The following is a 24,168-nucleotide window of genomic DNA, read 5'->3' as shown; positions in this document are numbered from 1 at the left end:
TTTCTTGATTTTAAAATAAAATATTAAAAAAAATGGTATCAATTATCAAATTAAAAAGCGCTTAAAATATATAAATTATCTATTTTAACAAAAATTTATACTAGATTAAGTTAATAAAGGATAAATTTATTTCTAAATTATTATGATATAAATTATCATTATTTATTTTATTTAAGGAGTAAAATTTGCACCCAAATAAAAAAGCTTTTAAATTATCTTTATTTGCATTATTGCTAATAACTAATTTAAATGCACAAGAATCAAATGAAGCTATCAATCTACAAAAAGTTGTTGTTAGTACAACAGGTTTTGAACAAGATGCGGATTCAAATTTACGCAATGTAATCAGCATAGAAGGCAAAGATCTACAAAATAAAGGTTATGTTTCCTTAGAGCAAGCCTTAGAAAGAATTTCAGGCATTAGTTTTGTAAATTTTGGACTTGGACGCAATATAGATATGCGTGGACAAGGAAATAAATCCAATATAGCTGTAAAAGTTATGATTGATGGGCATGCTATTAATGTTCTTGATAATTCCCATGGTGTAACCCCACTAGATAGTATCAATTTAGATAATGTAGAACGCATAGAAATCATACCTGGGGGTGGATCTGTGCTTTATGGAAGTGGTACTAGAGGTGGCGTGATTAATATCATTACAAAAAAACAAAAATCAGATGCTTTTGCTATAAATTTAAAAAGCAGTGCTTATGATCATGGTGGACTAGGTGGAAATTTAGGTATCAATGGTGCCAAACAAATAAATGAAAATTTAGCTTTTAGCTTTGATATACAAAGTTTTAACCTTGATGGATATCAAGAAGGTTATAATGAAAAAGGTTATTTTATCAACACAAAAACCTATATTGATATTAATGATAATAGCGATTTAACTTTGGGTTATAATTATTTTAAAAGCAAAAATACCAGCAGTGGCTATCTAACAAAAGCACAAGCTCAAAGCGATCCAACCCAAAAAGGCAATAGTGACAATATCACACAAATCAATCGCCCTGAAATTTCTTTGGATTATCATTACTATTTTGATGATATATGGGAATTTAACCTAGAAGCTTTTTGGCAAAATCAAAAGATCAATTATCTAAAAGATGAAATTTCTATGAAGGGAACTACAGCTTATCAAAATGGAAGTGGCTTTGAAGACACACTTACAGGGATAAGTTTAAAAAATAAGCTAAATTATGCAAATAATTCTTATTTTATTTTTGGTTATGAATTTGCAAACCATGATGCAAAAAGAAAGAGTTTGGTGTATTATAGTGCTGCACCTATTATAAACTATCATAGGATGACAACTTTAATGGATATGACTAAACAAAGCCATTCTATTTTCGCTCTTGATTCTCATGAATTTAATGATATTTTTAGTATTTCAGGTGGAGCAAGATATGAATTTAGCACTTATAATACCAATAGATCTTATAGAAATGAAATGAGTATGAACGGAAAACCGCCATCATCAAATCCTATGATCACAGACTCAACAACCCTTTTTGATACCGATAAAAACACCAATAATTTTGCTTTTGAAATCACCCCTAACTTTAAATACTCTGACACAGGAAAGCTTTATATCAAATACGAAAGAGGTTTTGTCTCTCCAAGTCCAGCACAATTTGTCAATAAGGATCAAAAAACTCAAAAGTATTATTCTGCAAATTTAAATCCTGAGATCTTTGATACCTTTGAACTAGGAATTGATGATTTTTGGTGGGATTTTTACGGCTTTAATCTAACTTTATTTTACACCCTAAGCAAAGATGAAATTTCTTATCTTGGAAACCCTCATTCTACTAGTGGATCTTGGTGGAAATATTATAATATAGATCAAACTCGCCGTTTAGGAGTAGAATTAAGCCTGAGTCAAAATTTTTTAGATGATGATTTAATCTTTAGAGAAAGTCTAACTTATCTTGATGCTAAAATTTCTAAAGGTGTTAATGACGGCATGAGAATTCCTTATGTTTCAAAAATCAAAGCCACAGCTGGGCTTGAATACGCTTGGAATAAAAATTTCTCAAATTTTATTGATTTAACCTATTTTTCTAGAGCAAAAGATGGTGGCACTATAGATGAAAATACAGGAAAAATGTCTAAAAATTCTTGGATAAGGGATTATTTTTTAACAGATATTGGCATGAAATATAATTATAAAAAATTACAAATTTTAGCAGGAATTCGCAATCTTTTCGATAAAAGATACTACACCTATCAAGACAGTATAAATGATCAATACCTAGTTGGGAATGGCAGAAACTACTATGTTGAATTTAAATACGCATTCTAAAATTTTAGTGATTATAGGGCTTTTGGTAGCTTATATAATCGCTTCTTTTACGGCACTTTGCTTAGGAGATGAGAATTTAAACCCAAAAGAGCTTTTTTCATATATCTTTAGCCAAGATGAAATTTTAAGACAAATAATCATAGATGGACGCTTACCACGGATTATAATGGCGATTTTAATCGGTATGCTTTTAGCTAGTAGTGGGGCTATCACTCAAAATGTATTTTCAAATCCTATAGCTGATCCTTATATCATAGGTATAGCTTCTGCGGCAACCTTTGGAGCGGTTTTGGCGTATTTGTTAAAATTAAATGATTATTATTATGGAATTTTAGGTTTTGTTTGCTCTGCCTTTTTTGCCCTAGGAGTTTTTAAAATTTCTTCTAAAGCTTCTATAGCAACTTTACTCATTATCGGCATAGCAGCTTCATCTTTTTTAGGAGCTTTTACTTCTTTTTTCACTTATCTTATAGGCGAGGATTCTTTTAAAATAGTCGCTTGGCTTATGGGAAATATAGGCAATGCTTCTTGGTTTCGTGTGGGAATTTTAATCTTGCCTTTAATTTTTTGTTTGTTTTATTTTTACGCTCATAAAAACGAATTAAACATACTTTTAAGCGGAGATGATGAAGCTAGAAATCTAGGGGTAAATGCTCAAAAATTAAAGATAAATTTACTCATTGTCTCATCCTTGGCTGTATCTTTTGCGGTTGCTTTTAGCGGACTTATAGGCTTTGTTGGACTCATCATTCCTCATACTATAAGACTTTTGCTTAAAAATTATAATAATGCCTTAGTTATCCCTTTATGTACAGCATTTGGAGGATTATTTTTACTTATTTGTGATACTTTAGCAAGAACTCTTTTAGCTCCTGTGCAAATTCCGATTGGAATTTTAACTGCATTTTTTGGAGCTCCTATTTTTTTATACTTGGCTTTAAGTGCTAGGAGATTTTTATAATGCTAAAAATACAAGATTTAAACTTTGCTTATCACCAAAAAGATTTACTAAAAAACATTCATTTAGAACTTAAAAATCAGGCTTTTATAGGAATTTTAGGGCCAAATGGCTCAGGTAAAAGCACTCTTTTAAAACTTATACTTAAAAATTTAAACCCAAATAAAGGAGAAATAAGTCTTTTTAACACAAATATCAAGGATTTTTCTCTTAAGGAATTTGCCAAAATTTGCGGCTTTGTGCCTCAAAAATCAGAATTAAACACCCCCTTAAAAGTCATCGATGTGCTTTTAATGAGTAAATATGCGAATTTAAAACACGCTTTTAGTTCTTATTCTAAAGAAGATATTTTAGAAATTAAAAAATTTGCTAAAGATTTAAGACTTGAAAATTTTCTAGAAAGAAGCATACTTTCTTTAAGCGGGGGTGAATTTCAAAGAATGCTTTTAGCAAGAGCTTTGCTTAAAAAGCCAAAAATTCTTTTTTTAGACGAACCCACTTCAGCCCTTGATTTAAACTATGCTATAGAGCTTTTAAGTCTTTGCGAAAAACTAGTTAAAGAAAAAAATATAGCCGTTGTTGCTATCTTGCATGATTTAAATTTAGCTTCTATGTTCTGCGATAAAATCCTTTTTTTAAAAGAAGGGGAAATAAAGTATTTTGGAACGAGCAAAGAGCTTTTTACTCAAGAAATTTTAAAAGAAATTTATGATTTAAACTGCGAGATTATTTATAAAAATTCTAAACCTTATATTTTAGCTTTAAAGGAGAAAAAATGAAAAAAATTTTAATTATTATGAGTTTGTTTTTAATCACACTAAATGCAAAAGAACGCCTTGTAGTGCTTGATCCTGCAAGCATAGAAACCCTTTTTATGCTTAAGGCTGAAGATCAAATCGTAGGCATTGCCACTTTACAACACTCAAATATCTATCCTAAAGATCAAACCTCAAAACTTACAAGTGTAGGCACTTTTTCAAATCCTTCACTTGAAAAAATAGTAGCATTAAAACCAAGTTTGGTGATTTTAAGCTCTTATTCTTTAAATTTAGAAGAAGGACTTAAAAATTTTGGTATCAAAAGTATCAATTTAAAAGCCGAGCGTTTAGAAGATATAACAAAAAATATCACAACCTTAGGCCAAATCACCAAAAAAGAAAAAGAAGCAGAGCTTTTAAAACAAGAATTTACCCAAAATTTAAAAAAATTAAGCGATAAACCCCTAAATAAAAGTGTGATTTATCTTTATTCTAGCAACCCTTTAATGGCCTTTAATGACAATTCTTTAATAGCTGATATTTTAAGACTTATAGGGATTAAAAATTTAAGTCCGCAAAGTCAAATTTCAAGACCTGTTATATCAGCAGAATATATACTGAAACAAAATCCAGACATACTCATTCTTGGAATTAATGCTAAAAACAACCTTTTAGATACAAATGCTTTATTGAAAAATACCAAAGCAGTTAAAACAGGAAGTATTTATTTTAACAAAGATACACCTATATTATTACGTCTTAGTCCTAAGATAATAGATAGAATTCAAGAATTTAAAACAAAGCTAGAAAATAACAATTTTTAATCACCCAATCTTGCTTTAAAAAATTCGCAAGTTTGACAAAGTTTTTCTATGCGTTTATCTTCTTCAAAAGCTTTTTTCATCATCTTTATACGCGGTGATTTAAAAAGCTTATCAAAGTTATTTTCAAAAACATTTCCTAAGTTAATATCTGCTTTAGTATCCAAACAGCAAGGCACCAAACTTCCATCACTTAAAATCCCAATTTGCTCTTTTAAAGCATGACATTTTCCTTTTTTATAAAGGGGTTCATCTTTTAAATTTGGCCATTTAAAAAGTTTATTTTGATGAAGCAAAATATGTCTTTGCAAGCGATTTTTACTTAAGTTTGTATCAATCTTAACTTCAAATTCTTTGGCTAAAAACTCATAAATTTTTAAATTTGACTTAGGTGCTTTAAAATTAGCATCTAAATTCCAAAGTCTTAGATTGATAAAAGAAAGGCTTTTTTGCTCTAAATGCTTTTTGCAAAGTTCTAAAATAGGCTTAAAATACTGTTCTAAAGAAATTTTGCTTTGACTTAAAAAAGACATTAAAGAAATATTGATTTGATGGATATTCTCATACCCTAACAATAAAGCTTGATTTTTAGAATTTAAATAAAAGCCACTTGTAGTGATTTCAAGCTTCATAGCTTCACTTTTTGCGATTTTTAGATAATTTTCCAAATTAGGTAAAAGCAAAGGATCGCCCAAAAGATGAAAGGTAAAAAGCTCAGCCTTATTAGAAATTTCATGAGCTAAGTTTTGAAATTTTTCTTCACTCATTACCCCGCGAATTCCTTTTCGAGAAGGACAAAAATCGCATTTTAAACCACAAATATCACTTAATTCTATATATATTTTTTTAAATTTCATTATATTTCCTAGAGTAAACATTTTACCAAAATTTATGAAATTTATTAAAATATGTAACATTTTTATCGATATTTTTATCTTTTTTATTTCTCTTCTTTATTTTTAAATATATTAAACAAAAATCACACTATACTTAAATAAAAATCTAAAATTAAGGAAGGGTTTATGCAAGAGCTTACTCGCACGAAAAAAATTCGCTCTATTATTGCTGCAAGTAGCGGAAATTTAGTAGAGTGGTTTGACTTTTATATCTACGCTTTTACAGCAACTTATTTTGCTCATACTTTTTCAACTTCAGATAATCCTGTTATCCAGCAAATCAATGCCTTTGGGGTTTTTGCAGCAGGGTTTTTTATGCGTCCTATAGGCTCTTGGCTTTTTGGCTCTTTAGCTGATAAAGTAGGTCGTAAAAAATCTATGGTTATATCAGTGGTTTTAATGGCTTTGGGCTCTTTTATGATAGCAGCCTTGCCAAGCAAAGATACAGTGGGAGATCTTGCTATTATCTTACTTTTAATAGCAAGACTCATTCAAGGTCTTAGTGTAGGCGGGGAGTATGGCATAGCAGCTACTTATCTTTCAGAACTTGCTACAGAAGGAAAACGCGGTTTTTACTCATCTTTTCAGTATGTAACCCTAATAGGTGGTCAACTTTTGGCCGTTGCAAGCATTAGTATAATGTTTTTATTTTTTAGCATTGATGATATGAAAGATTATGCTTGGAGAATACTTTTTGTAATAGGCGGAATTTTAGCACTAGGCTCGCTTTTTGTAAGAAAAATGATGAATGAAAGTGCTACAAAACTTCACCAGCATGAAGATCGTGGTACTTTAAAGGCATTATGCAAATCTTGGAAACCTTTTTTAATGGTACTTGGGGTTACCTCTGGAGGTTCTTTAGCTTTTTACACCATTACAACTTATACTAAAACTTTTATGGAAAATACGGGTATGGATAAAATGCTTGTTAATAATCTTTTCTTAGGTGCTTTATTTATACTAATGATCATTCAACCTCTTTTTGGATATATAGGAGATAAAATAGGTCACAAACGATCTTTAATTGTATTTTGTATTTTGGCATTGGTAGGAATTTATCCTATTTTTTCACTTATAGCCAATAACGCACAAAATAATCCTTCTTTGACATTTATGTTGGTGGTATTATTGTTTGTTATTTTAAGTTTTTATACTTCAGTTGCTGGGATTTTTAAAGCAAAACTTTTTCCTGAATATGTAAGAGCTTTAGGGACAGGTTTGGGTTATGCTATTTCAAATGCTGTTTTTGGAGGATCTGCTCCTTGGGTTGCTTTACAATTTAAAAATGCAGGTATAGAAAATGGCTTTTTTATATATATAGCTATTTTTACAATCATCATGCTTATAGCTACTTTATGTTTGCCTAAAAAATCAGAGCTTAATTAATTTTAACGCTTTTAAAGAAAGTGCCGAAAGTGCGGTACTTTCTAACTCTTTTAAGGTTTTAAATTCATAATTTTTATTTTCATTGTTTAAAATTTGATGATAAACCTTGATATTAAGTTTATACTTAGTATAGCTGTGCTTAAACTCCCCTACAAAACCCATATCTTTAGAAAGTTTATACTCTCCTTCTTTAAAAAAAGGAAAATTATACATACCCTTATAAAGCTTATCTTGGCTTTGCCCTATGGCAAATTTTTTATTAAATTCAAACAAAAAAAGATTTAAATTTACACTCTCATAAAGTATTTTTTTAGCTCTTGGATAAAGCTCTGTATGAAATTTGCCTTGACAAAAATCATACAAAGGACAAATCCCACACTTTGCATTTTTACTCACACAAACCAAAGCCCCTATATCAAGCAAGGCTTGGTTATGATCAAAAGCATGATTTAAATTTAAAAGCTCTTTAGCTCTTTTTTCAAGTTCTTTCATGCTAGGATTTTCTAAAGCAAAAAGACGAGAAAGCACACGGCGTATATTACCATCAACAAAAGAAACCTTTTGATCATAACCAAAACAAGCTATAGCACCTGCTGTATAAGCTCCTATACCGCTTAATTTTTTTAGATCCTCAACTTCTTTGGGTAATTTAGCTTCAAACTTATCCACACATTCTAAAGCTGCCTTTTTTAAATTTCTAGCACGAGTGTAATAACCAAGTCCTTGCCAAGCCTTTAAAAGCTCATCTTCATTAGCATTAGCCAAACTTTCTAAAGTAGGAAATTTTTGCAAAAAGGGGAAATAAAACCTTTCCAAAACTGATTTAACTTGAGTTTGCTGAAGCATAATTTCGCTGATATAAACTCCATAAGCTCTATCAATATGCTTTAAACTTTCATCACAATTTTGACTTTGTAAATTACGCCAAGGTAAAGTTTTGCGTCCATTTTTTTCATACCAAAGAAGTAAATTTTCTTGTAGTTTTTCAAGCTCTTTTTTTTGCATAAATGAGAGTATAACAAAAAATTTTAAAATTTTTTGCTAAAATTAGCTCAAATTAAATTATTAAGGATATCCATGTTAGCTTTTTTTAAAGGTTTAGGTATAGGTTTTTTATGTTTATTACTTTTTGTTGCAGGAGTAGTTTTTAATGTAGAATTTTTAGGCAAAAAAGACTCTAATCATGATTTATATTTTTCAAGAAATATAGAAGTAAGCAATACACTAAAACCCGATATTTTATATGCAAATATTAATTTTTGGGCAAATGAAAATTTAAGCTCAAAAATCACATTAGACAATAGTGAAAAAGCCGAAATCACAAATACTTTCAATCAAATTTTAGAACGCTCAAAAAAAGAAAATTTTTGTAGCGGAGGAAGTTTTTCTTTAGAACCTAATTTTTCCTATAAAGATGGTATACAAACTCCAAAAGGTCAAAGATTTGATGCGAATTTAGAATGTGAATTTAAAGAAAACCAACTTGCAGATTTTAACAAGCTTTTAAATGACATCAATTCTATCATAGCTAAAAATAATTTCATCAGCGTTTCAACACCAGCCATACAAACAAAATTTTCAAAAGATACACTAAACAACAACAAAGAAAATCTCTACAAAGAGCTTTTAAAAACATCATACGAATATGAAAAAACTTACTCTTTAGATCTTAATAAAACTTGTGTATTGAAAAATTTACAAGTAAATACAAATGCCAATATCACACCTAGAATGTTAAATGCAAAATCTGACAATATAGAACTTTCATCTCCAATTATCAGCGAAAAAGAACAAATTTTAAGCGCGAAAGCTTTATTTATTTGCAAATAACTTAAGGCAAAATAAACTCCTTTTAAGTTTATTTTGCTATACTTTTATCTTCAATTCTTTCAGAAATTTATGCGGGAATAGCTCAGGGGTAGAGCACAACCTTGCCAAGGTTGGGGTCGCGAGTTCGAATCTCGTTTCCCGCTCCATAATCACCCGCCCGGGTGGTGGAATTGGTAGACACAAGGGACTTAAAATCCCTCGGAATTTTTCTTCCGTGCCGGTTCAAGTCCGGCCTCGGGCACCACTTTTTCAACATTATCAGGGCGACATAGCCAAGCGGTAAGGCATGGGCCTGCAAAGCCTTGATCTCCGGTTCGAATCCGGATGTCGCCTCCAAAAGGCAAAACTTTACTTTATCGGGAGATGGCTGAGTGGTCGAAAGCGGCGGTCTTGAAAACCGTTGAGGGTCACACCTCCAGGGGTTCGAATCCCTTTCTCCCGGCCACCAAGACTTTCTAGTTTATCAATTATATCATTCCTGAAATTATAAAGGATACTACAAATGAAAAATAATACTTCAGTCTTACTATTTTTGTTATATCCTAAAAAACTTAGAAAAACTATAACTAATATAACTAAAAATAAGAAATACAAATGGAAAATTTAGAATTTATTATCTTAAAACAAAAATATAAAATTTTAAAAATATGTCAAATTTTAAAATACAAGGTAGGCAAATGAAAGAATTTTATATGAATTTAGCCTTAAATGAGGCTTGGAAATATCAGTTTTTAACCTATCCAAATCCGGCTGTAGGCTGTGTAATCTTAGATAAAAATGGAAAAATTTTAGCCATAAAAGCTCATGAAAAAGCTGGATTAGCTCATGCAGAACTTAATGCCATAACTCATGCTTTTAAAAGCTTAAGACCTGAAATTTCATTGCCTAAAGAAGCAAACGCCTTGCATGAGTTTATTTGCAAAAACCATCAAGGTGTATTTAAAGATAGCATAGCTTTTGTCACACTTGAGCCTTGCTCTCATCAAGGAAAAACGCCTCCTTGTGCAAAACTCTTTAGCGAGCTAGGTTTTAAAAAAATTTTCATCAGCGTTAAAGATGGAAATAAAATCGCAAGTGGTGGGGCTGAATTTTTAAAAAAACAAGGCATAGAGGTTGAATTTGACATACTTAAAGAAGAAGGAAAAAAACTTTTAAAACCTTTTTTAAAATGGCAAAAAGGGCAATTTAAACTTTTTAAATTAGCCCTTTCTATGAATGGCTCGCCTTTTGGCAAAATCGTAAGCAATGAGCTAAGTCGCACTTATGCACATAAAATTAGAGCGGTGATTGATTTGCTTGTAGTCGGTGGAGAAACCATAAGAAAAGATCATCCTATACTAGATGCTAGGCTTTGCAAAGCAAAAGCGCCTAATCTTTGTATCTTAAGCCGTCAAAATATAGATAATTTTGATAAAAATATCCCTTTATTTAAAGTTCCAAACCGCCAAATTTATACCCAAATTCCAAGTGAAGCAAAATTTTTAATGTATGAGGGTGGAGAAAATTTTCTCAAAACCTTTAAAGATGGAATAGATATGTTTTTGATTTTCCAAAGTTCAAGTTTAAATGATGAAAAAAATGTTACAATACCTTTAAATTTCAAGCCACTTTATAGGAATTTTTTAGGGAGTGATACTTATGGCATTTATGAACTTTAGTGGATTTTTTTATGCGAGAAATGATTTAAGATTATTTAAAATAGAAAAGAAAAATGAATTAAAATCCTTTTTTTACAAAGACTACACCTTATCAAGCTACAAAGATGCTTTAAATTTAAACAATGAAATCTTTTTTTATCAAAGTTTAAAAGAAGGCTTATTTAAAGAAAATGATGAAATTTTAGTTTCAAATTTGGGTAAAAAGATCATACTTTTTAGAAATTTCACTCAAAATTGTGATAATTTTAATGAGGCAAAATTAAAACAAATATTGCTTTTATTTTTTTTATTATTAGCGAGTGTATTTTTTGCAAGTTTGGCTATGATTAATGAATTTGGAGCCATAGATCTTGTTTTTTTAATGATTTGCTTATTGCTTTTAGTGATGGGAGCAATCAATCTTGGCTTGCTTTTTAAGCAAATTCGTATTCTTAAAAGTTTTTCCAAAGAAGAAATGAAAGAATTTTTAAGTCAAAGGATGAAAAAATACACTAAAGTGTAAAAACACTTTAGCATACTGTTTTTAAATTTGTAGCAAGACCACCTAAAGAAGTTTCTTTGTATTTATAATTCATATCTTTTCCTGTTTCATACATGGTTTCTATAACCTCATCAAGGCTTACCATAGGAGTAGATTTACGTGTCATTGCCATTCTAGCAGCACTTATAGCCTTAATAGCTCCAAAGGCATTTCTTTCTATGCAAGGAATTTGCACAAGTCCTGCAACTGGATCGCAAGTTAAACCTAGATGATGTTCCATTGCCATTTCAGCAGCGTTGCATGCTTTAAAAGCATTAGCCCCTAAAACTGTTGCCATAGCCGCAGCTGCCATCGAACTAGCACTACCAATTTCTGCTTGACAACCTGCTTCTGCTCCGCTAATACTTGCATTTTTCTTATAAAAAGAACCTATAAGCATTGCTGTTAATAAAAACTCTATAGCCTTTTCATCGCTAAAACCTATAGTATGATTTTTAAGATAAAGCATAACAGCAGGGATAACAGCACATGCTCCATTTGTTGGCGCGGTTACAACTTTTGCTCCGCTAGCATTTTCTTCAGCAATCGCAATAGCATATAAAGAAATAAAATCTATAATGCCCATAGGATCAGCTGTCATCGCCACTCTTTCTTTAAGTCCTTTGGCTCTACGCTTTAAATGAAGTTTTCCAGGCAAATAATCTTCATTTGGATGCGTACCATTATAATACACTTCTTGCATTACTTCCCAAATTTCAAGACAATAAGCACGAATTTCCTCTTTAGTGTGAAATTGCAATTCATAACGATAAGAAAGCTCTGCTAAATCCCAATCTCTTTTATCGCAAAGCTCTAAAGCTTCTTTTGCATTGTTAAGCTCTATATCTAGTTTTTTCTTTTTATTTTGATTGGAATTTTTACCTTTTTTTTCTAATTGTGCAGCTGTTAAAACAAAGCCTCCACCTACAGAATAATAAGTTTCTTCATCAACTAACCCACCTTTACAATCATAAGCTTTAATCTTCATACCATTCTCATGTAAAGGTAAAAAATCTTTGGAAAATATCAAATCTTTTTCATAATTAAAACAAAGTTTTTTCTCACCACAAAAATCAATTTGAGCATTTTCAATAGCATTTTTATTTACTTCATCTTGTATTGCTGCGCTTAAATTTTTAGCTTCTAGGCCATTTAACCCCCAAATTACAGCCTTATCACTCAAGTGTCCTTTACCTGTTAATGACAAAGAACCATAAAGAGTAACCTCAACTCTATCAATTTCATCAAGCTTTTTAGCGACTTTTTTACAAAATAAATTTCCAGCAAGCATAGGCCCTAAAGTATGAGAAGAAGAAGGACCAACACCTATTTTAAAAATGCTTAAATTACTCATTTTTTATCCTTAATTTATAAAAGATCATGAATTGCAGCAGAAATTGCAACTATCCCCATTACCAAAATAAAAAGATCTAAAAATTTATTACGAAATCTTGCCAAAATATCAAAACGATAAATACAATAAAGCGGCATTAAGAAAAGCAAAATAGCCAAAACAGGACCACCAATAGCCTCGATAATTCCTATAACACTTGGATTTTTATACGCAACAAGCCAAGCGATAGCAAAGGTAATGATCGCTGTTAAAGTTTGAGCGAATTTACCTTGAATTTTACCATTACTTGCTTTATATAAAATGCCATTTAAGCCTTCTTGAGAACCAAGATAATGTCCTAAGAAACTTTTACTAATAGCCACAAGTGCAACAATAGGCCCAACATAAGCTAGTAAAGAAACTTCAGGAAATTTATTTGCTATAAAAGTAAGAATATTGATATTTTGATCTTTTGCTGATGCAAAATCTTCTGGTGTAAAGGTTAAAGCACAAGAAAAAACAAAAAACATTACAACAAAAACCATAAGAATAATTGCCAAAGAAATAATTTTTCTAGCGCGAGGTTCAGCATAATCACCATATTCTTTTTTACAATAACAAGCAAGTGAAGAAATAATAGGAGAGTGATTAAAACTAAATACCATCACAGGAATAACAAGCCATAAAGTAACCCAAAAATTACTTGTTGAAATTACGGAAAAATCAACATTTGTAAATAATGATGAATTCCATTGTGGAATTAAAAGCAATGAAAAAATAAATAAAAATATAATAAAAGGAAAAACAAGAAAACTCATTGCTTTTGTTACAACATTTTCACCAAGAATAGAAATCAAAACCAAAACTCCAACAATCAAAAAACTCACCCACCAACGAGCAGCATGAGTAAGATCTGCATTGAAATTAAACTGATTGATTAAGAACTCAAGCAAAGTTGTTGTAAGATTAGCACTATAAACCAATAAAATAGGTAAAATAGCAAAAAAATACAAAAGTGTAATTAAAAATCCACCGCCCTTGCCAAAATAACTTTCTGCAACAAAAGTAATATCATCTTTTGGATTAGAACTTGAAAGCACAAAGCGACATAAATTTCTATGAGCTAAGTAAGTCATAGGAAAAGCTAAAACAAGTATAACTAACAAAGGTATCAATCCACCAAGCCCAGCACTAATAGGTAACAAAAGTACGCCGGCTCCAATAGCTGTTCCAAAAAGAGATAAAACCCACCTTGTATCGTGACTAGTCCATTTAGGAGTATTCATTATTCTTCCTTAAATTTAAGATTACATCTCTTTTATTTTAGCAAAATATTTATAAATAATTATTTTTTAAAAAAAATATTTTAAATCTTATGTAACATTTTGTAAATTTAATTTTATAAAAAAACAATCACTTGTATCAATAAAGTATTATTTTAAAACTAAATATATTTTGGGTTTTGCAATCAAAAAAGAAAAAATTTGGAAGACTATGCTTCCAAATTTTTGCATCAAATTTTCTAAGGGAGTTAAATTTTCAAAAATTAATCTAATTTTTGACCTAGGACATTTCCTTGCATATCCGTATAAACTTTCATGTTATTATTAAACTTAAATTTATAACCATTAATTTCTTTATCTATTTCAAGAATTTGAGCATTTGGTTGAGTTGCACTTACTTTTTTCATAACACTAGGTAAAATAGTATGTGGTAAAGCCTTGTATTTTCCATCAACTTCTTTCCAATCTCCATTGATCATAAAATCAATTTCAGTTCCATCATTTAAAATTACATCATAAGAATCTATATCTTTTTTCACCAAACCAATTTGAGCGGTTTTAAAATTTTTAGAAATAAATTCTTTGGCATTATTTGGAAGTTCGCTAGCAGGAACAACCATATCTTTAGCTAAAAGCACCGTAGCACCCAACAAAGCAAGTAAAGTTAATTTTGCTTTCATAGTTTCTCCTTTTTTGTCTTGGTTGGCGAAAGTTTAACTCAAAACTGTGAAGTGAATGTGAAACTTAAAAAATAATTTTCAAGCTTTCATTCTCAACACTTATACCTTGACTTTTTATAAATTTTATTTCTTTTCCATCTTCAAATTTTAAAATATCTTTATCTTTTAGATTAATATCATAAGTTAAAATATGCAAAACAATATCATAAATACAAAAGAAAAGTTCTTTTTCTTCTATGTTTAAATCACAAACTTCAAGTTCTAATTTATCAAAATTTCTAAGCCCATAAGTATAAGCATTAACTCCATTTTCACTAGGATAAACACTAACATATATCCAATTATATACCGGCAAGCGATTATCATCTAACATTTTTGCATTTTCTATATAAAAACTGGGCTCTAAAACAACTGCACCTGTATAAAAACCTAAAGCATGTTTATTATCCAAACATAAAGCTGCAATTTTCGTAAACATTTTAGCTTGTTCTAATTTGCTTTGATCTTGACTTAGCACCGCTATAAGAAGATGAGCTTTATGTTTTTTAGTTTGCTCTAAGGCATCTTTCCACATAAAATTAAAATTTGCATAGTATTCTGCTTCGTGATTAGGTATAGGATTTTTAATCAAATTTAGAGTAATCAACATATTTTCATATGAAAAAATCACTCCCTCTTTGGTAAAATTTTCATCAGTTATTTTTATATTAAATTTATCTTCTAAAATGCTTTTTAACTCCAAAAAATCAAAATCAACTTCGTCAAGAAGAACAAAAGAGGTAAAATTGTGATTTAAATCTATAGTCATGTTAAACCCTATTAAATTTTTATAAATTATAACCTAATAAAAATAAAAACTATAAACAAGAAATTCTTAAAAATTATGATAATTGATATTAATTATAAATTTATTTTTTATATAGTATAATCTTCTAAAATCTATAAGTATATTTTTGGAGAAAAATGTGGAATTTTTAAAAGATTACATCGACTTAATTATCTTTTTAATTCTAGGAATTATGGCATTTATAGCTTTTTGGTGTGTCATAGAAAGAATGCTATTTTTTAGAAAAATTAACTTTAAAAATTATGAGAATCAAGAGCAATTTGATGATGCAATTAGTGAAAATTTAACCACTATATATATCATTTATTCTAATGCCCCTTATATAGGACTTTTAGGCACTGTAATAGGCATAATGGTTACATTTTACGAAATGGGCTTGGCGGGCAATATAGATGTCAAATCTATAGTTGTAGGACTTTCTTTGGCTCTTAAAGCTACAGCTTTGGGACTTTTGGTTGCTATTCCTGCTTTAATGGCTTATAATGCCTTACTTAGAAAAGTTTCTCTATTAAGCAATGCTTATAAGGCAAATAAAAATGCTTAAACTACCAAAAAATGAAGGTTTAAATATAGTTCCATTTATAGACATTATGCTTGTTTTGCTTGCTATAGTACTTAGCATTTCAACCTTTATTGCGTATGGAAAAATTCAAATCTCACTTCCTTCAAGTGAAAATGCTACCAATATAAGCAATAATAAAAAAAAACTTCTTATAACCATAGACGAAAAAAATACTTTTTATTTAAATGATAAATTAGCTGATTTAAATGAAGTTAAAAATGCTATTTTTTCACTTGATAAAAAAACCATAGTAGAACTAAAAAGCGATAAAAATGCCAAATTTGAAAGCTTTGTAAAAATTATAGATTTTTTAAAAGCCAAAGAACATGAAAATTTTCAGATTCTTACTGAGAAAAACAAATGAAAACTTTATTTTTAAATCATAAATACCAAGCTTCTTATATAACTTTTATAGTCTTTATACCTTTGCTTTTTGTCATTTTTCACTCAAATGACTTTTTTAAAATGGAAATTAAAAATGAAGATTCTTTTTCTTTAGCAATAAAACAATTTACCCAAACTAATCCAACAAATGAGACTAAACCAACAGAATCCATTATAGAACCTATCAAACCAAAACCTCAGCCAAAAGTTATTAAAAAAACTCCTGAAAAAATTCAAAAAAAGGTAAAAAAAATACCTCCACACCCAATACCAAATAAAACCCCAATAGCACCAACTCAAGAAGTTAAAACTTTTGCAAAAACAACTGATACAAATGTCAAACCTAAGATCACTCAATTAACACAAGGAAAAGATAATCACCCTGTATTAAAAGAAATCCAAAAAGCTATACAACAAGCACAATTTTATCCAAGGCAAGCAAAAAAAATGCGTATGCAAGGAACTGTAAAAGTAGAATTTTTATGGAAAGAAAACAAAACTTTAGCAGATTTAAAAATCATCGAAAGCTCGGGATATGATTTGTTAGATAAAAGTGCTTTAGAAAGCATAAGAAAAGCTTCTTTAAATTTTCCACACTATAACGGAGATTTAAGAATTACACTACCTATTATATATGATTTTAAAATCTTAAGAGGATGAAATTATAATTTTATAAAAACTACACTCTCTTATCTACAATTTGCGCTTCTTGATTTTCAATTTTATCTTTAAAATCTTTACTTAAATTCTGACTTAATTCTTGCAAAGATTTTTGCTTCAGTTTTTCAAATTCTTCAGGATTACTAGCCTCAAGCTTTGCCTGCTCATCAGCACTTAAAGCACTTAAACCTTTTTCTTGAGCTTTTTGAAGCAAATCTTCGTCTTCTTTTTCTTTGATATTATTTTCCCTATCATCTTTTTTATTGATTTTTTGCGGATCTATGGTTTTCATAGCATTAGCTCCACCACCTGATGCTTCTTTAATGTCGCTTAAAATTTCTCTCATGGTAGGTTCTTTAACATCACTATCATCAACTTTACCATCTTTATTTACATCTTTATCAATAAAAAAATTTAATTTTTCTTCTATATTTGCATCATCAGATATTTTTTCATCGCTTGTTTTAAAGCCTAAATTTTGCATACTTTGTTGAAGAGTACTTGTATTAAAATTTAATTTTACACTTTGTTGTTTATTATTTAAATTTGAATTTAAAGAACCAAAATTATCTTTTACACTTTCAAACCAATTTGAAACAAATTGGTTTGCTTCGCCATTAAGCCTTATACTACCATCATTTCTAGCAACATAATTCGTATAAGAACTGAAATTTTTTTGTAAACTACTATAATTCTCATTGCTTAAATTTAAAGCTATAAGTTCACCTTGCTTATTTTCAAAAACAACCTTAACACTATCGCTATTTAAACTCGAAAGATCTTGCACGGGAATTTTATCTTGATCTTCTTTTTTTAATACGCTAAGCTCTTTTTTATCAACATTATTAGTTAAAGAATGAGTTAAACTAGTAGAAGTATCGATTTTCATTATTCATCCTTTTTTACATTTTGCAAATAAACCTAAACGACACATTTTTCTCTCATGTGAATTTTTTAAAGAATTACACTTTTTAAGTTCTTGCTCGTAGTTAGCACAAGAATTTGCAAAAGCAAAAGAACTCAAAATGCTTAAAACCAAAATTATTTTTAACACTTTCCAATCCTTATTTTAAAGATTTTTTAGTTAAAATTATACCTTTTATAATCGACAAAATCTTAAAAAACTTTATAATCTCAGAAAGGAATCAATGAAAGCATTAGCTCTTTTTAGCGGTGGGCTTGATAGTATGCTTGCAATGAAACTCATCACTGCACAAGGCATAGAAGTTAAAGCTCTAAATATCAACATAGGTTTTGGAAGCACAAGTGATAAAAGCGAAATCATGAAAAAGCGTGCGGCAATGGTAGGTGCGGATTTTGAAATGATAGATGTAAGAAATTCCTATCTTCAAGAAGTGCTTTTTAATCCACAATATGGCTATGGCAAACATTTTAATCCTTGTATAGATTGTCATGCTTTTATGTTTAAAACTGCTCTTGCTATGTTAAAAGAAGAAAATGCAAGTTTTATCATCACAGGAGAAGTTTTAGGACAACGCCCTATGAGTCAAAGAAGTGATGCGATGGCAAAGGTTAAAAAACTTGCTCTTGATGAAGAAGATTTAATCTTGCGTCCTATGTGCGCAAAAAACCTACCTCTAACCAAACCTGAAAGAGAAGGCTGGGTAGATAGAGAAAAACTCGAAGGTATTAGTGGAAGAAGTCGTAAAAGACAACTTGAACTTGCAGTTAAATTTGGCTTAGAAGACTTTGAAAGCCCAGGCGGTGGTTGTTTGCTAACTCTTGATAGTTTTGCTAAAAAAATTCGAGATTTCATAGAATTTGACAAAGATATGCAGGTTAATGACGCACAACTTTTAAAATATGGTCGTCATTTAAGATTACCCAATGGAGCTAAAATGATCATAGGTAGAAATGAACTTGAAAATACTCTTTTAAAAGGTTTAAAAACTCCTAAATATGAAGTAATAGAACTTGGGGATTTAATCGGAGCTTACTCTTTGGTAGATGAAAAAATTTCAGAAAAAGACTTAGAACTTGCCTTAAAAATAGCCCTTACCTATACTAAACACGAAGTAGGAAAAAGCTATGAACTTAAATTTAAAAATCAAGCTTATACAAGTATAGCTTTTGAAAATAAGGCTGATATTAATCAATTTTTTATTAGTTAAAGTATAAAGTATTTAGTAAAACAAGCGATATAGTATTTGAATCTTTTCAAAATATTGCAATCAAGCCCACGAAAATGGGCTTTTTTTTATTTTAATCCATAAGCATTTTTTAAATTGTTTAAATTCGCGCTCGCATTCAAAAGCAAACAATCAGCCAAAACTAAACGTACCATAGCATTAGCTACAACACTTCCTCTAACACCTACACAAGGATCATGCCTACCTTTGAGTTCAAATTCCAAATTATTGCCAAATTTATCTATACTTTCTTGCTTGGCAAAAATAGAAGGAGTAGGTTTAAAATAAGTTTTTAAAATAAGATTTTCTCCATTTGAAATTCCTCCTAAAATTCCTCCGCTATGATTGCTTAAAAACTTGCCATCTTTTAAAGCATCATTATTACACGATCCGCGCATTTTGCTTGCATTAATACCTTCGCCTATTTCAACTGCTTTAACGGCATTAACTCCCATTAAAGCATGAGCTAATTTAGAGTCTAACTTATCATAAAGAACTTCTCCAAGTCCCACAAGCATACCACTAACTTTTGTAAAAACAGCAGCGCCTACACTATCTTTCGAATTTCTAGCATTTAAAATTTCATTTTTAAAGTCACTTTCTAGTTTTGGATCAAGGCAAAAAATTTCACTTTTCTTAGCAAATTCAAAATCAAATTCTTCTTCTTTCAAATTTGATACAAAAGTTCCTATTCCAAAAACACCACTTTGAACACAAATGCCAAATTCACACAAAAGCATCGCTGCAACTGCACCACCAGCCACTCTAGCAACACTTTCCCTAGCACTTGATCTACCCCCACCCCTATGATCTCTTATGCCATATTTATAAAAATAAGTAAAATCCGCATGAGCAGGACGAAATAGATCTTTTAAATTATCATAATCTTTAGAATGAGCATTTTCATTAAAAACTACTATAGCTATGGGATGACCCGTTGTATATCCTTCAAAAACCCCACTTAAAACCTGAGCTTTATCGCTTTCTTTTCTTGGTGTTGCAAATTTACTTCCGCCTTTGCGTTTATCAAGCTCATTTTGTAAAAATTCTTCATCAAATTTAACTCCAGCAGGCATTCCATCAATAATACATCCAACAGCCACACCATGAGACTCACCAAAACTTGTAAATTTCAATCTCGTACCAAAGGTATTCACTATAAAGCTCCTAATTTCTCAAGTGCAATTTTTGCTGCCATTTGCTGTGCTTCTTTTTTGCTTCCCGCAATAGCTCTTGCAAGTTCTTTACCATCAAGCATTAAAGCGATTTCAAATTGCTTTAAATGATCAGGACCAAAAGCACGCACTGTTTCATACTGCGGAGTTTGTCCTATTTTTCCCTGTGTAATCTCTTGTAATTTTGTTTTATAATCTTTTATAAGAATTTTTGCATCAATTTGAGGGAAATTTTTTTCTATAAGTCTTAAAGCAATAGTTTTTGCAAACTCAAATCCAGCTTCTAAATGTATAGCACCTATAATGGCTTCTAACGCATCTGAAAGTATAGAAGGCTTTTCTTTTCCTCCATTGTTTTCCTCAGCAACACTCATAAAAATAAAATCGCCCAAATTTAAACTATTTGCAATTTTTGCAAAAGACTTTTCATTCACTAAAGCCGCTCTAAGCTTAGATAAATCTCCTTCGGCATCTTTAGCGAATTTATGAAAAAGGTATTCACCCACAACTAAATCAAGCACAGCATCACCTAAAAATTCCAAGCGTTCGTTGTTGTAAGATTTTTTAAAACTTTTATGGGTTAAAGCATGTATGAGAAGATTTTTATCTTTAAATTCATAAGTTAAACTCCGCTCTAGTTTTTCAATGTTTTTCATCATTTTCCCTTGCAATTTTCAAAGCAGCTTCACGCGCCAATGTATCACACCTTTCATTTTCCAAATGTCCATTATGTGCTTTTACCCAAAAAGCCTTAATCTTATGAGATTTTGCCACTTTAATATATTCCTTCCATAAATCTATATTTTTTTTACCTTTAAAATCCTTTTTTATCCATCCTTCTAGCCATTCATTAATACTTTGAACCATTAGGTTAGAATCTGTAAAAAGCGAAATTTCACAAGGCTCTTTTAAAGCCTTCAAAGATTCAATAATTGCCATTAGCTCCATTCTATTGTTAGTGGTATTAGCCTCAGCTCCAAAACCTTCCTTTTGATACTCCTTATAACGCAAAATATAAGCCCATCCGCCAAAACCTGGATTATTAAGACATGAACCATCTGTATAAATTTCAATGTGTTTCATTGTTTTTCACTTCATAAATAATTTTACAAGTATTAAACTCATAACAAACAGGACAGTGATAAAAAAACAAAGGCATAACATTTTTACACTCAGAACAACGGTATGAAAATTCCAACCCCGCATTAAAAGAATTATCTTTTAAAATTTTTAACATTTTAAAATTAGAATTTTTAAAAACAAACTGATGCGTATCATCATGCTTTGAAATTTTACCCAAAGCATAAAAGAATTCTAAAAAATCTTGATTTTCTAAATTAAACGCTTCATTTTCCCTATAAAGCAAATCACAAATATCAAAAAAATTTTGCCCTAAAAACATATGATATTTTTCAAAAACTAAACGCCCCAACATAGGATTATCTTCTATTTTAAATTCTAAAAGTTTTTTCTTTTTTTCTTCATCAGTGATATTAAAAGTACAAAGTTCTAAAGCTTTGATAAAATCATGCTCTTTTTGCACATCTTCATTAAGCTCAAAAAGACATTCTAAAAGTTCTAAATTTTCTTTATAAGAACGAAGTTTTAAATAAACAATTTTTAAAAGTTTTAAGGCTTGTATATTTCTTGGACGCAGTTTTAAAGCTTGTAATAAAACTTCTTTTGCACGCTCTAAAAATCCTGCTTTAAAATAAACTTTTGCCAAAGAAAGGAAAATAAATTCTCTTTCTTGTTTATCTTTACATTTTTCAAGAGCAATCAAATAAATTTGAGTTGCTTTTTCAAATTCCCCGCTTTTAGTAAAAATTTCAGCCAAAAAACTTAAATTTCCAAAACTCAAGCTACTATTTCTTAACAACTCTTTATGAGCATTATCCATTTCAAATTTTTTTATAAATTTTTCAAGCTTTTGTTCTTCATCTTTGCTAGCAAATATTTTCCAAATATAATTTGCAACAGCTACAACAAATACTAAAATGGTTAAAATTATAAGCCCTACTAAAGGGTCTCTGTATTCTACAAAGAAAAAATCCATAGTCTCGCTCTAAAAATTTTATGCCAAATTATAGCCAAATCTTTGTATAATTTTAACAAGGTTTGTAAAATGATAACTAAAGAAAGTATAGAAAATTTATCCCAAAGACTTAATATTGTTGATATTATAGAAAATTATATTGAAGTAAAAAAACAAGGCTCTAGTTTTGTATGTATCTGTCCTTTTCATGCAGATAAAAACCCGTCTATGCATATCAATCCTACCAAAGGTTTTTATCATTGTTTTGCTTGCAAAGCTGGTGGAGATGCTTTTAAATTTGTAATGGATTATGAAAAATTAAGTTTTGCTGATGCAGTTGAAAAAGTTGCAAGCCTTAGTAATTTTACTTTAAGTTATACAAAAGAAAAACAAGAAAATAAAAAAGAGCTAAAGTCTATACTACCAAGCTTAAATGCGTATTTTAAAGATAATCTCAAACACCACAAAGAAGTCTTAACCTATCTTTACCAAAGAGCTTTAAATGACAAAGATATAGCCAAATTCGAATTAGGTTTTGCAGGAGCAAGTGAAGATAGTATAAGATTATTGCGAAATCAAAAAATTCCTTTAGAAGATGCTATGAGTGTTGGAGCTTTAAAAAAAGATGAAAATAATGAATTTTACGCAAGTTTTATATGGCGTATCACCTTTCCAATCTACGATCATAAAGACTTATTAGTAGGGTTTGGAGGGCGTACTTTAAATCCTAATGTACCGGCAAAGTATGTAAATTCACCCCAAAATATACTTTTTGATAAAAGTAGAATTTTTTATGCTTTTAACATCGCTAAAGAAAATATAGCCAAAAAAAAAGAAATAATAGTATGTGAAGGCTACATGGATGCAATAGCTTTTCACAAAGCAGGGTTTAACAATGCTGTAGCAGTTCTTGGAACAGCATTAACCGAACATCATCTACCCTTAATCCGCCGTTATGATGCAAAAGTGATTTTATGTTTTGACAATGATGAAGCAGGATTAAAAGCTGCGACACGATCTGCATTTTTATTGAGCACAAACAAAATAGACGGTAAAGTGGCAATTTTGCAAGGCGGAAAAGATCCTGCTGAGCTCGTAGCAAAAAATGAAAGCACAAAACTTCATGATATACTCGATGAAGGAATAGAGCTTGGTGAATTTTATATCAGACGCTTAATATCCACTCATTCCATAATTTCTGCTCTTGATAAACAAAAAGCTTTAGAAACTATACAAAAATTCACCTTTAATCTTGAACCTTTAGTGGCAAATTCTTACACTAGTCTAGTTTCAAATTTATTAAAAGTGGATGAAAAATTTATTGTCTTATCGCAAAATTCAAAAAAAACCATACATACCCCTTTAATTTCTCAAAATAAATACAATTTTCCTAAAGAAAAAATTCACATTGCAGAATTAGAACTTATAGCTTTTTTAAAACAGCATCCAGATATATGTAACGATTTTAAGCAAATTAGTGATAGTGTTTGTTTTAAGCATAAGATTTTATTGGATAAAATTTTAGAAAAAAAAGGTTATGAAGATAGTGATATTAGAGAATTTGAAAATAAAAATATTCGAAAAAATTTAAACTATAGCGAATTCTTGTTAGGTATTTGCAAGGTTAATTTAGCTTTTTTAAACAATGTAAAAATTAAAAATTCTACACTCGCATTAAAAAAACAACTTTTTACGCTTATTGATAAAAATTTAAATCTTCTAATTAAAAATTTAAATACCGAAGAATTAAATAATTTTTTAAAAGAATATTTAAGCTTCTTAAAATATGAAAAAAACGAAGAAATTCTGCAACAATCATTTAGAAACTTAAATGGAATTTTTAGTAACAAAAACTTTACAGCTTATGATTTAGGATTTAGCACACAAGATAATGATGAACCTTTTTAATTTATTTAAATTTCA

The 24,168-nt window shown here is 29.8% G+C and carries 25 protein-coding genes and 4 tRNA genes; 17 read left to right on the top strand and 12 right to left on the bottom strand.

The genetic code is table 11. The annotated features are described in order from the left end of the window. Window positions 1-185: 185 nt before the first annotated feature. From AJN56_RS04365 to AJN56_RS04350, 4 genes are read left to right on the top strand one after another with little or no spacing between them, the layout of a single operon-like run. A complete protein-coding gene (locus AJN56_RS04365; RefSeq protein ID WP_052775633.1) occupies window positions 186-2,309 on the top strand; it encodes a TonB-dependent receptor in 2,124 nt (707 codons plus the stop codon). After that, complete coding sequence (locus tag AJN56_RS04360) at window positions 2,284-3,270, top strand: FecCD family ABC transporter permease (protein ID WP_002851460.1); 987 nt, start codon at window positions 2,284-2,286, stop codon at window positions 3,268-3,270. Before AJN56_RS04365 ends, AJN56_RS04360 begins: the two co-directional genes overlap by 26 nt. Then, window positions 3,270-4,046 carry an ABC transporter ATP-binding protein gene (locus AJN56_RS04355; protein ID WP_070246158.1) on the top strand — a complete coding sequence of 259 codons (777 nt, stop codon included), beginning with the start codon at window positions 3,270-3,272 and terminating at the stop codon, window positions 4,044-4,046. The genes AJN56_RS04360 and AJN56_RS04355 overlap by 1 nt, the downstream gene beginning before the upstream one ends. Beyond that, window positions 4,043-4,849 carry an ABC transporter substrate-binding protein gene (locus tag AJN56_RS04350; protein ID WP_070246161.1) on the top strand — a complete coding sequence of 269 codons (807 nt, stop codon included), beginning with the start codon at window positions 4,043-4,045 and terminating at the stop codon, window positions 4,847-4,849. Before AJN56_RS04355 ends, AJN56_RS04350 begins: the two co-directional genes overlap by 4 nt. Here the strand turns inward: AJN56_RS04350 and AJN56_RS04345 are convergent. After that, a complete protein-coding gene (locus tag AJN56_RS04345; RefSeq protein WP_002855782.1) occupies window positions 4,846-5,703 on the bottom strand; it encodes a radical SAM/SPASM domain-containing protein in 858 nt (285 codons plus the stop codon). The genes AJN56_RS04350 and AJN56_RS04345 overlap by 4 nt on opposite strands. A gap of 165 nt (window positions 5,704-5,868) precedes the next feature. Between AJN56_RS04345 and AJN56_RS04340 the strand changes: the two genes are divergently transcribed. Next, on the top strand, window positions 5,869-7,128 hold the full coding sequence (locus AJN56_RS04340; protein ID WP_070246163.1) for an MFS transporter: 1,260 nt from the start codon (window positions 5,869-5,871) through the stop codon (window positions 7,126-7,128). Here AJN56_RS04340 and mutY read toward each other — a convergent pair. Further along, window positions 7,114-8,133, bottom strand: coding sequence for an A/G-specific adenine glycosylase (mutY, locus tag AJN56_RS04335; protein WP_002868837.1), 1,020 nt, complete (start codon window positions 8,131-8,133; stop codon window positions 7,114-7,116). The genes AJN56_RS04340 and mutY overlap by 15 nt on opposite strands. 72 nt (window positions 8,134-8,205) lie before the next feature. Between mutY and AJN56_RS04330 the strand changes: the two genes are divergently transcribed. The 7 genes from AJN56_RS04330 (at window position 8,206) to AJN56_RS04300 (ending at window position 11,118) form a co-directional block, all read left to right on the top strand. Continuing rightward, window positions 8,206-8,958 carry a hypothetical protein gene (locus tag AJN56_RS04330; protein WP_002856158.1) on the top strand — a complete coding sequence of 251 codons (753 nt, stop codon included), beginning with the start codon at window positions 8,206-8,208 and terminating at the stop codon, window positions 8,956-8,958. 71 nt (window positions 8,959-9,029) lie between these two features. After that, a tRNA-Gly gene (locus AJN56_RS04325) sits at window positions 9,030-9,104 on the top strand. Between the two features lie 9 nt (window positions 9,105-9,113). Further along, a tRNA-Leu gene (locus AJN56_RS04320) sits at window positions 9,114-9,202 on the top strand. An 18-nt stretch (window positions 9,203-9,220) separates the two neighbouring features. After that, window positions 9,221-9,294, top strand: a tRNA-Cys gene (locus AJN56_RS04315). A gap of 21 nt (window positions 9,295-9,315) precedes the next feature. Next, a tRNA-Ser gene (locus AJN56_RS04310) sits at window positions 9,316-9,403 on the top strand. A gap of 202 nt (window positions 9,404-9,605) precedes the next feature. After that, complete coding sequence (ribD, locus tag AJN56_RS04305; RefSeq protein ID WP_011812810.1) at window positions 9,606-10,616, top strand: bifunctional diaminohydroxyphosphoribosylaminopyrimidine deaminase/5-amino-6-(5-phosphoribosylamino)uracil reductase RibD; 1,011 nt, start codon at window positions 9,606-9,608, stop codon at window positions 10,614-10,616. Beyond that, a complete protein-coding gene (locus AJN56_RS04300; protein ID WP_002934257.1) occupies window positions 10,597-11,118 on the top strand; it encodes a hypothetical protein in 522 nt (173 codons plus the stop codon). Before ribD ends, AJN56_RS04300 begins: the two co-directional genes overlap by 20 nt. A gap of 7 nt (window positions 11,119-11,125) precedes the next feature. Here the strand turns inward: AJN56_RS04300 and AJN56_RS04295 are convergent, their stop codons facing one another. The 4 genes from AJN56_RS04295 to AJN56_RS04280 form a co-directional block, all read right to left on the bottom strand. Next, window positions 11,126-12,490 (bottom strand): L-serine ammonia-lyase, encoded by a 1,365-nt coding sequence (locus AJN56_RS04295; RefSeq protein WP_002855898.1) that lies wholly within the window; start codon window positions 12,488-12,490, stop codon window positions 11,126-11,128. Between the two features lie 14 nt (window positions 12,491-12,504). Continuing rightward, a complete protein-coding gene (locus AJN56_RS04290) occupies window positions 12,505-13,755 on the bottom strand; it encodes an aromatic amino acid transport family protein (protein ID WP_002856631.1) in 1,251 nt (416 codons plus the stop codon). 260 nt (window positions 13,756-14,015) lie between these two features. After that, entirely contained in the window at window positions 14,016-14,432 is a 417-nt protein-coding gene (locus tag AJN56_RS04285; protein ID WP_002856602.1) for a PepSY-like domain-containing protein, read from the bottom strand. A gap of 64 nt (window positions 14,433-14,496) precedes the next feature. Next, window positions 14,497-15,240, bottom strand: a complete 744-nt coding sequence (locus tag AJN56_RS04280; RefSeq protein ID WP_002856273.1) for a DUF4261 domain-containing protein — start codon at window positions 15,238-15,240, stop codon at window positions 14,497-14,499. Window positions 15,241-15,397: 157 nt separating this feature from the next. Here AJN56_RS04280 and exbB point away from each other — a divergent pair, with 157 nt between their 5' ends. From exbB to AJN56_RS04265, 3 genes are read left to right on the top strand one after another with little or no spacing between them, the layout of a single operon-like run. Beyond that, a complete protein-coding gene (gene exbB, locus AJN56_RS04275; protein ID WP_002868890.1) occupies window positions 15,398-15,823 on the top strand; it encodes a TonB-system energizer ExbB in 426 nt (141 codons plus the stop codon). Next, entirely contained in the window at window positions 15,816-16,205 is a 390-nt protein-coding gene (gene exbD, locus AJN56_RS04270; RefSeq protein ID WP_002856059.1) for a TonB system transport protein ExbD, read from the top strand. The genes exbB and exbD overlap by 8 nt, the downstream gene beginning before the upstream one ends. Continuing rightward, window positions 16,202-16,885 carry an energy transducer TonB gene (locus AJN56_RS04265; protein ID WP_002856357.1) on the top strand — a complete coding sequence of 228 codons (684 nt, stop codon included), beginning with the start codon at window positions 16,202-16,204 and terminating at the stop codon, window positions 16,883-16,885. Before exbD ends, AJN56_RS04265 begins: the two co-directional genes overlap by 4 nt. A 19-nt stretch (window positions 16,886-16,904) precedes the next feature. Here the strand turns inward: AJN56_RS04265 and AJN56_RS04260 are convergent, their stop codons facing one another. Together AJN56_RS04260 and AJN56_RS04255 are read right to left on the bottom strand one after the other, a co-directional pair. Then, on the bottom strand, window positions 16,905-17,774 hold the full coding sequence (locus AJN56_RS04260; RefSeq protein ID WP_002868889.1) for a hypothetical protein: 870 nt from the start codon (window positions 17,772-17,774) through the stop codon (window positions 16,905-16,907). Window positions 17,775-17,777: 3 nt separating this feature from the next. Beyond that, window positions 17,778-17,939 (bottom strand): hypothetical protein, encoded by a 162-nt coding sequence (locus AJN56_RS04255; RefSeq protein ID WP_002778908.1) that lies wholly within the window; start codon window positions 17,937-17,939, stop codon window positions 17,778-17,780. Between the two features lie 94 nt (window positions 17,940-18,033). Here AJN56_RS04255 and AJN56_RS04250 point away from each other — a divergent pair, with 94 nt between their 5' ends. Further along, window positions 18,034-19,017, top strand: a complete 984-nt coding sequence (locus AJN56_RS04250; protein ID WP_002856209.1) for an MnmA/TRMU family protein — start codon at window positions 18,034-18,036, stop codon at window positions 19,015-19,017. 86 nt (window positions 19,018-19,103) lie between these two features. Here the strand turns inward: AJN56_RS04250 and aroC are convergent, their stop codons facing one another. The 4 genes from aroC to AJN56_RS04230 are packed head-to-tail and all read right to left on the bottom strand — an operon-like array spanning window position 19,104 to window position 22,266. Next, a complete protein-coding gene (gene aroC, locus AJN56_RS04245; protein WP_002856130.1) occupies window positions 19,104-20,192 on the bottom strand; it encodes a chorismate synthase in 1,089 nt (362 codons plus the stop codon). Then, the gene (gene rnc / locus AJN56_RS04240) at window positions 20,192-20,866 is read right to left on the bottom strand and encodes a ribonuclease III (protein ID WP_002856336.1); all 675 of its coding nucleotides are present in this window, start codon (window positions 20,864-20,866) and stop codon (window positions 20,192-20,194) included. Before rnc ends, aroC begins: the two co-directional genes overlap by 1 nt. Further along, window positions 20,853-21,293, bottom strand: coding sequence for a ribonuclease HI (gene rnhA / locus AJN56_RS04235; protein ID WP_002851277.1), 441 nt, complete (start codon window positions 21,291-21,293; stop codon window positions 20,853-20,855). Before rnhA ends, rnc begins: the two co-directional genes overlap by 14 nt. Further along, window positions 21,280-22,266, bottom strand: a complete 987-nt coding sequence (locus AJN56_RS04230; RefSeq protein ID WP_002868888.1) for a CDC27 family protein — start codon at window positions 22,264-22,266, stop codon at window positions 21,280-21,282. Before AJN56_RS04230 ends, rnhA begins: the two co-directional genes overlap by 14 nt. Before the next feature lie 69 nt (window positions 22,267-22,335). Here AJN56_RS04230 and dnaG point away from each other — a divergent pair, with 69 nt between their 5' ends. After that, the gene (dnaG, locus tag AJN56_RS04225; RefSeq protein WP_002868887.1) at window positions 22,336-24,153 is read left to right on the top strand and encodes a DNA primase; all 1,818 of its coding nucleotides are present in this window, start codon (window positions 22,336-22,338) and stop codon (window positions 24,151-24,153) included. The last annotated feature ends 15 nt before the right edge of the window (window positions 24,154-24,168 follow it).

Origin of the sequence: Campylobacter sp. BCW_4319 (assembly GCF_001764435.1) — a bacterium.
Taxonomy (GTDB): domain Bacteria; phylum Campylobacterota; class Campylobacteria; order Campylobacterales; family Campylobacteraceae; genus Campylobacter_D; species Campylobacter_D jejuni.
The sequence above is the reverse complement of the archived record's forward strand: the minus strand, read 5'-3'. Positions and strand labels throughout refer to the sequence as shown.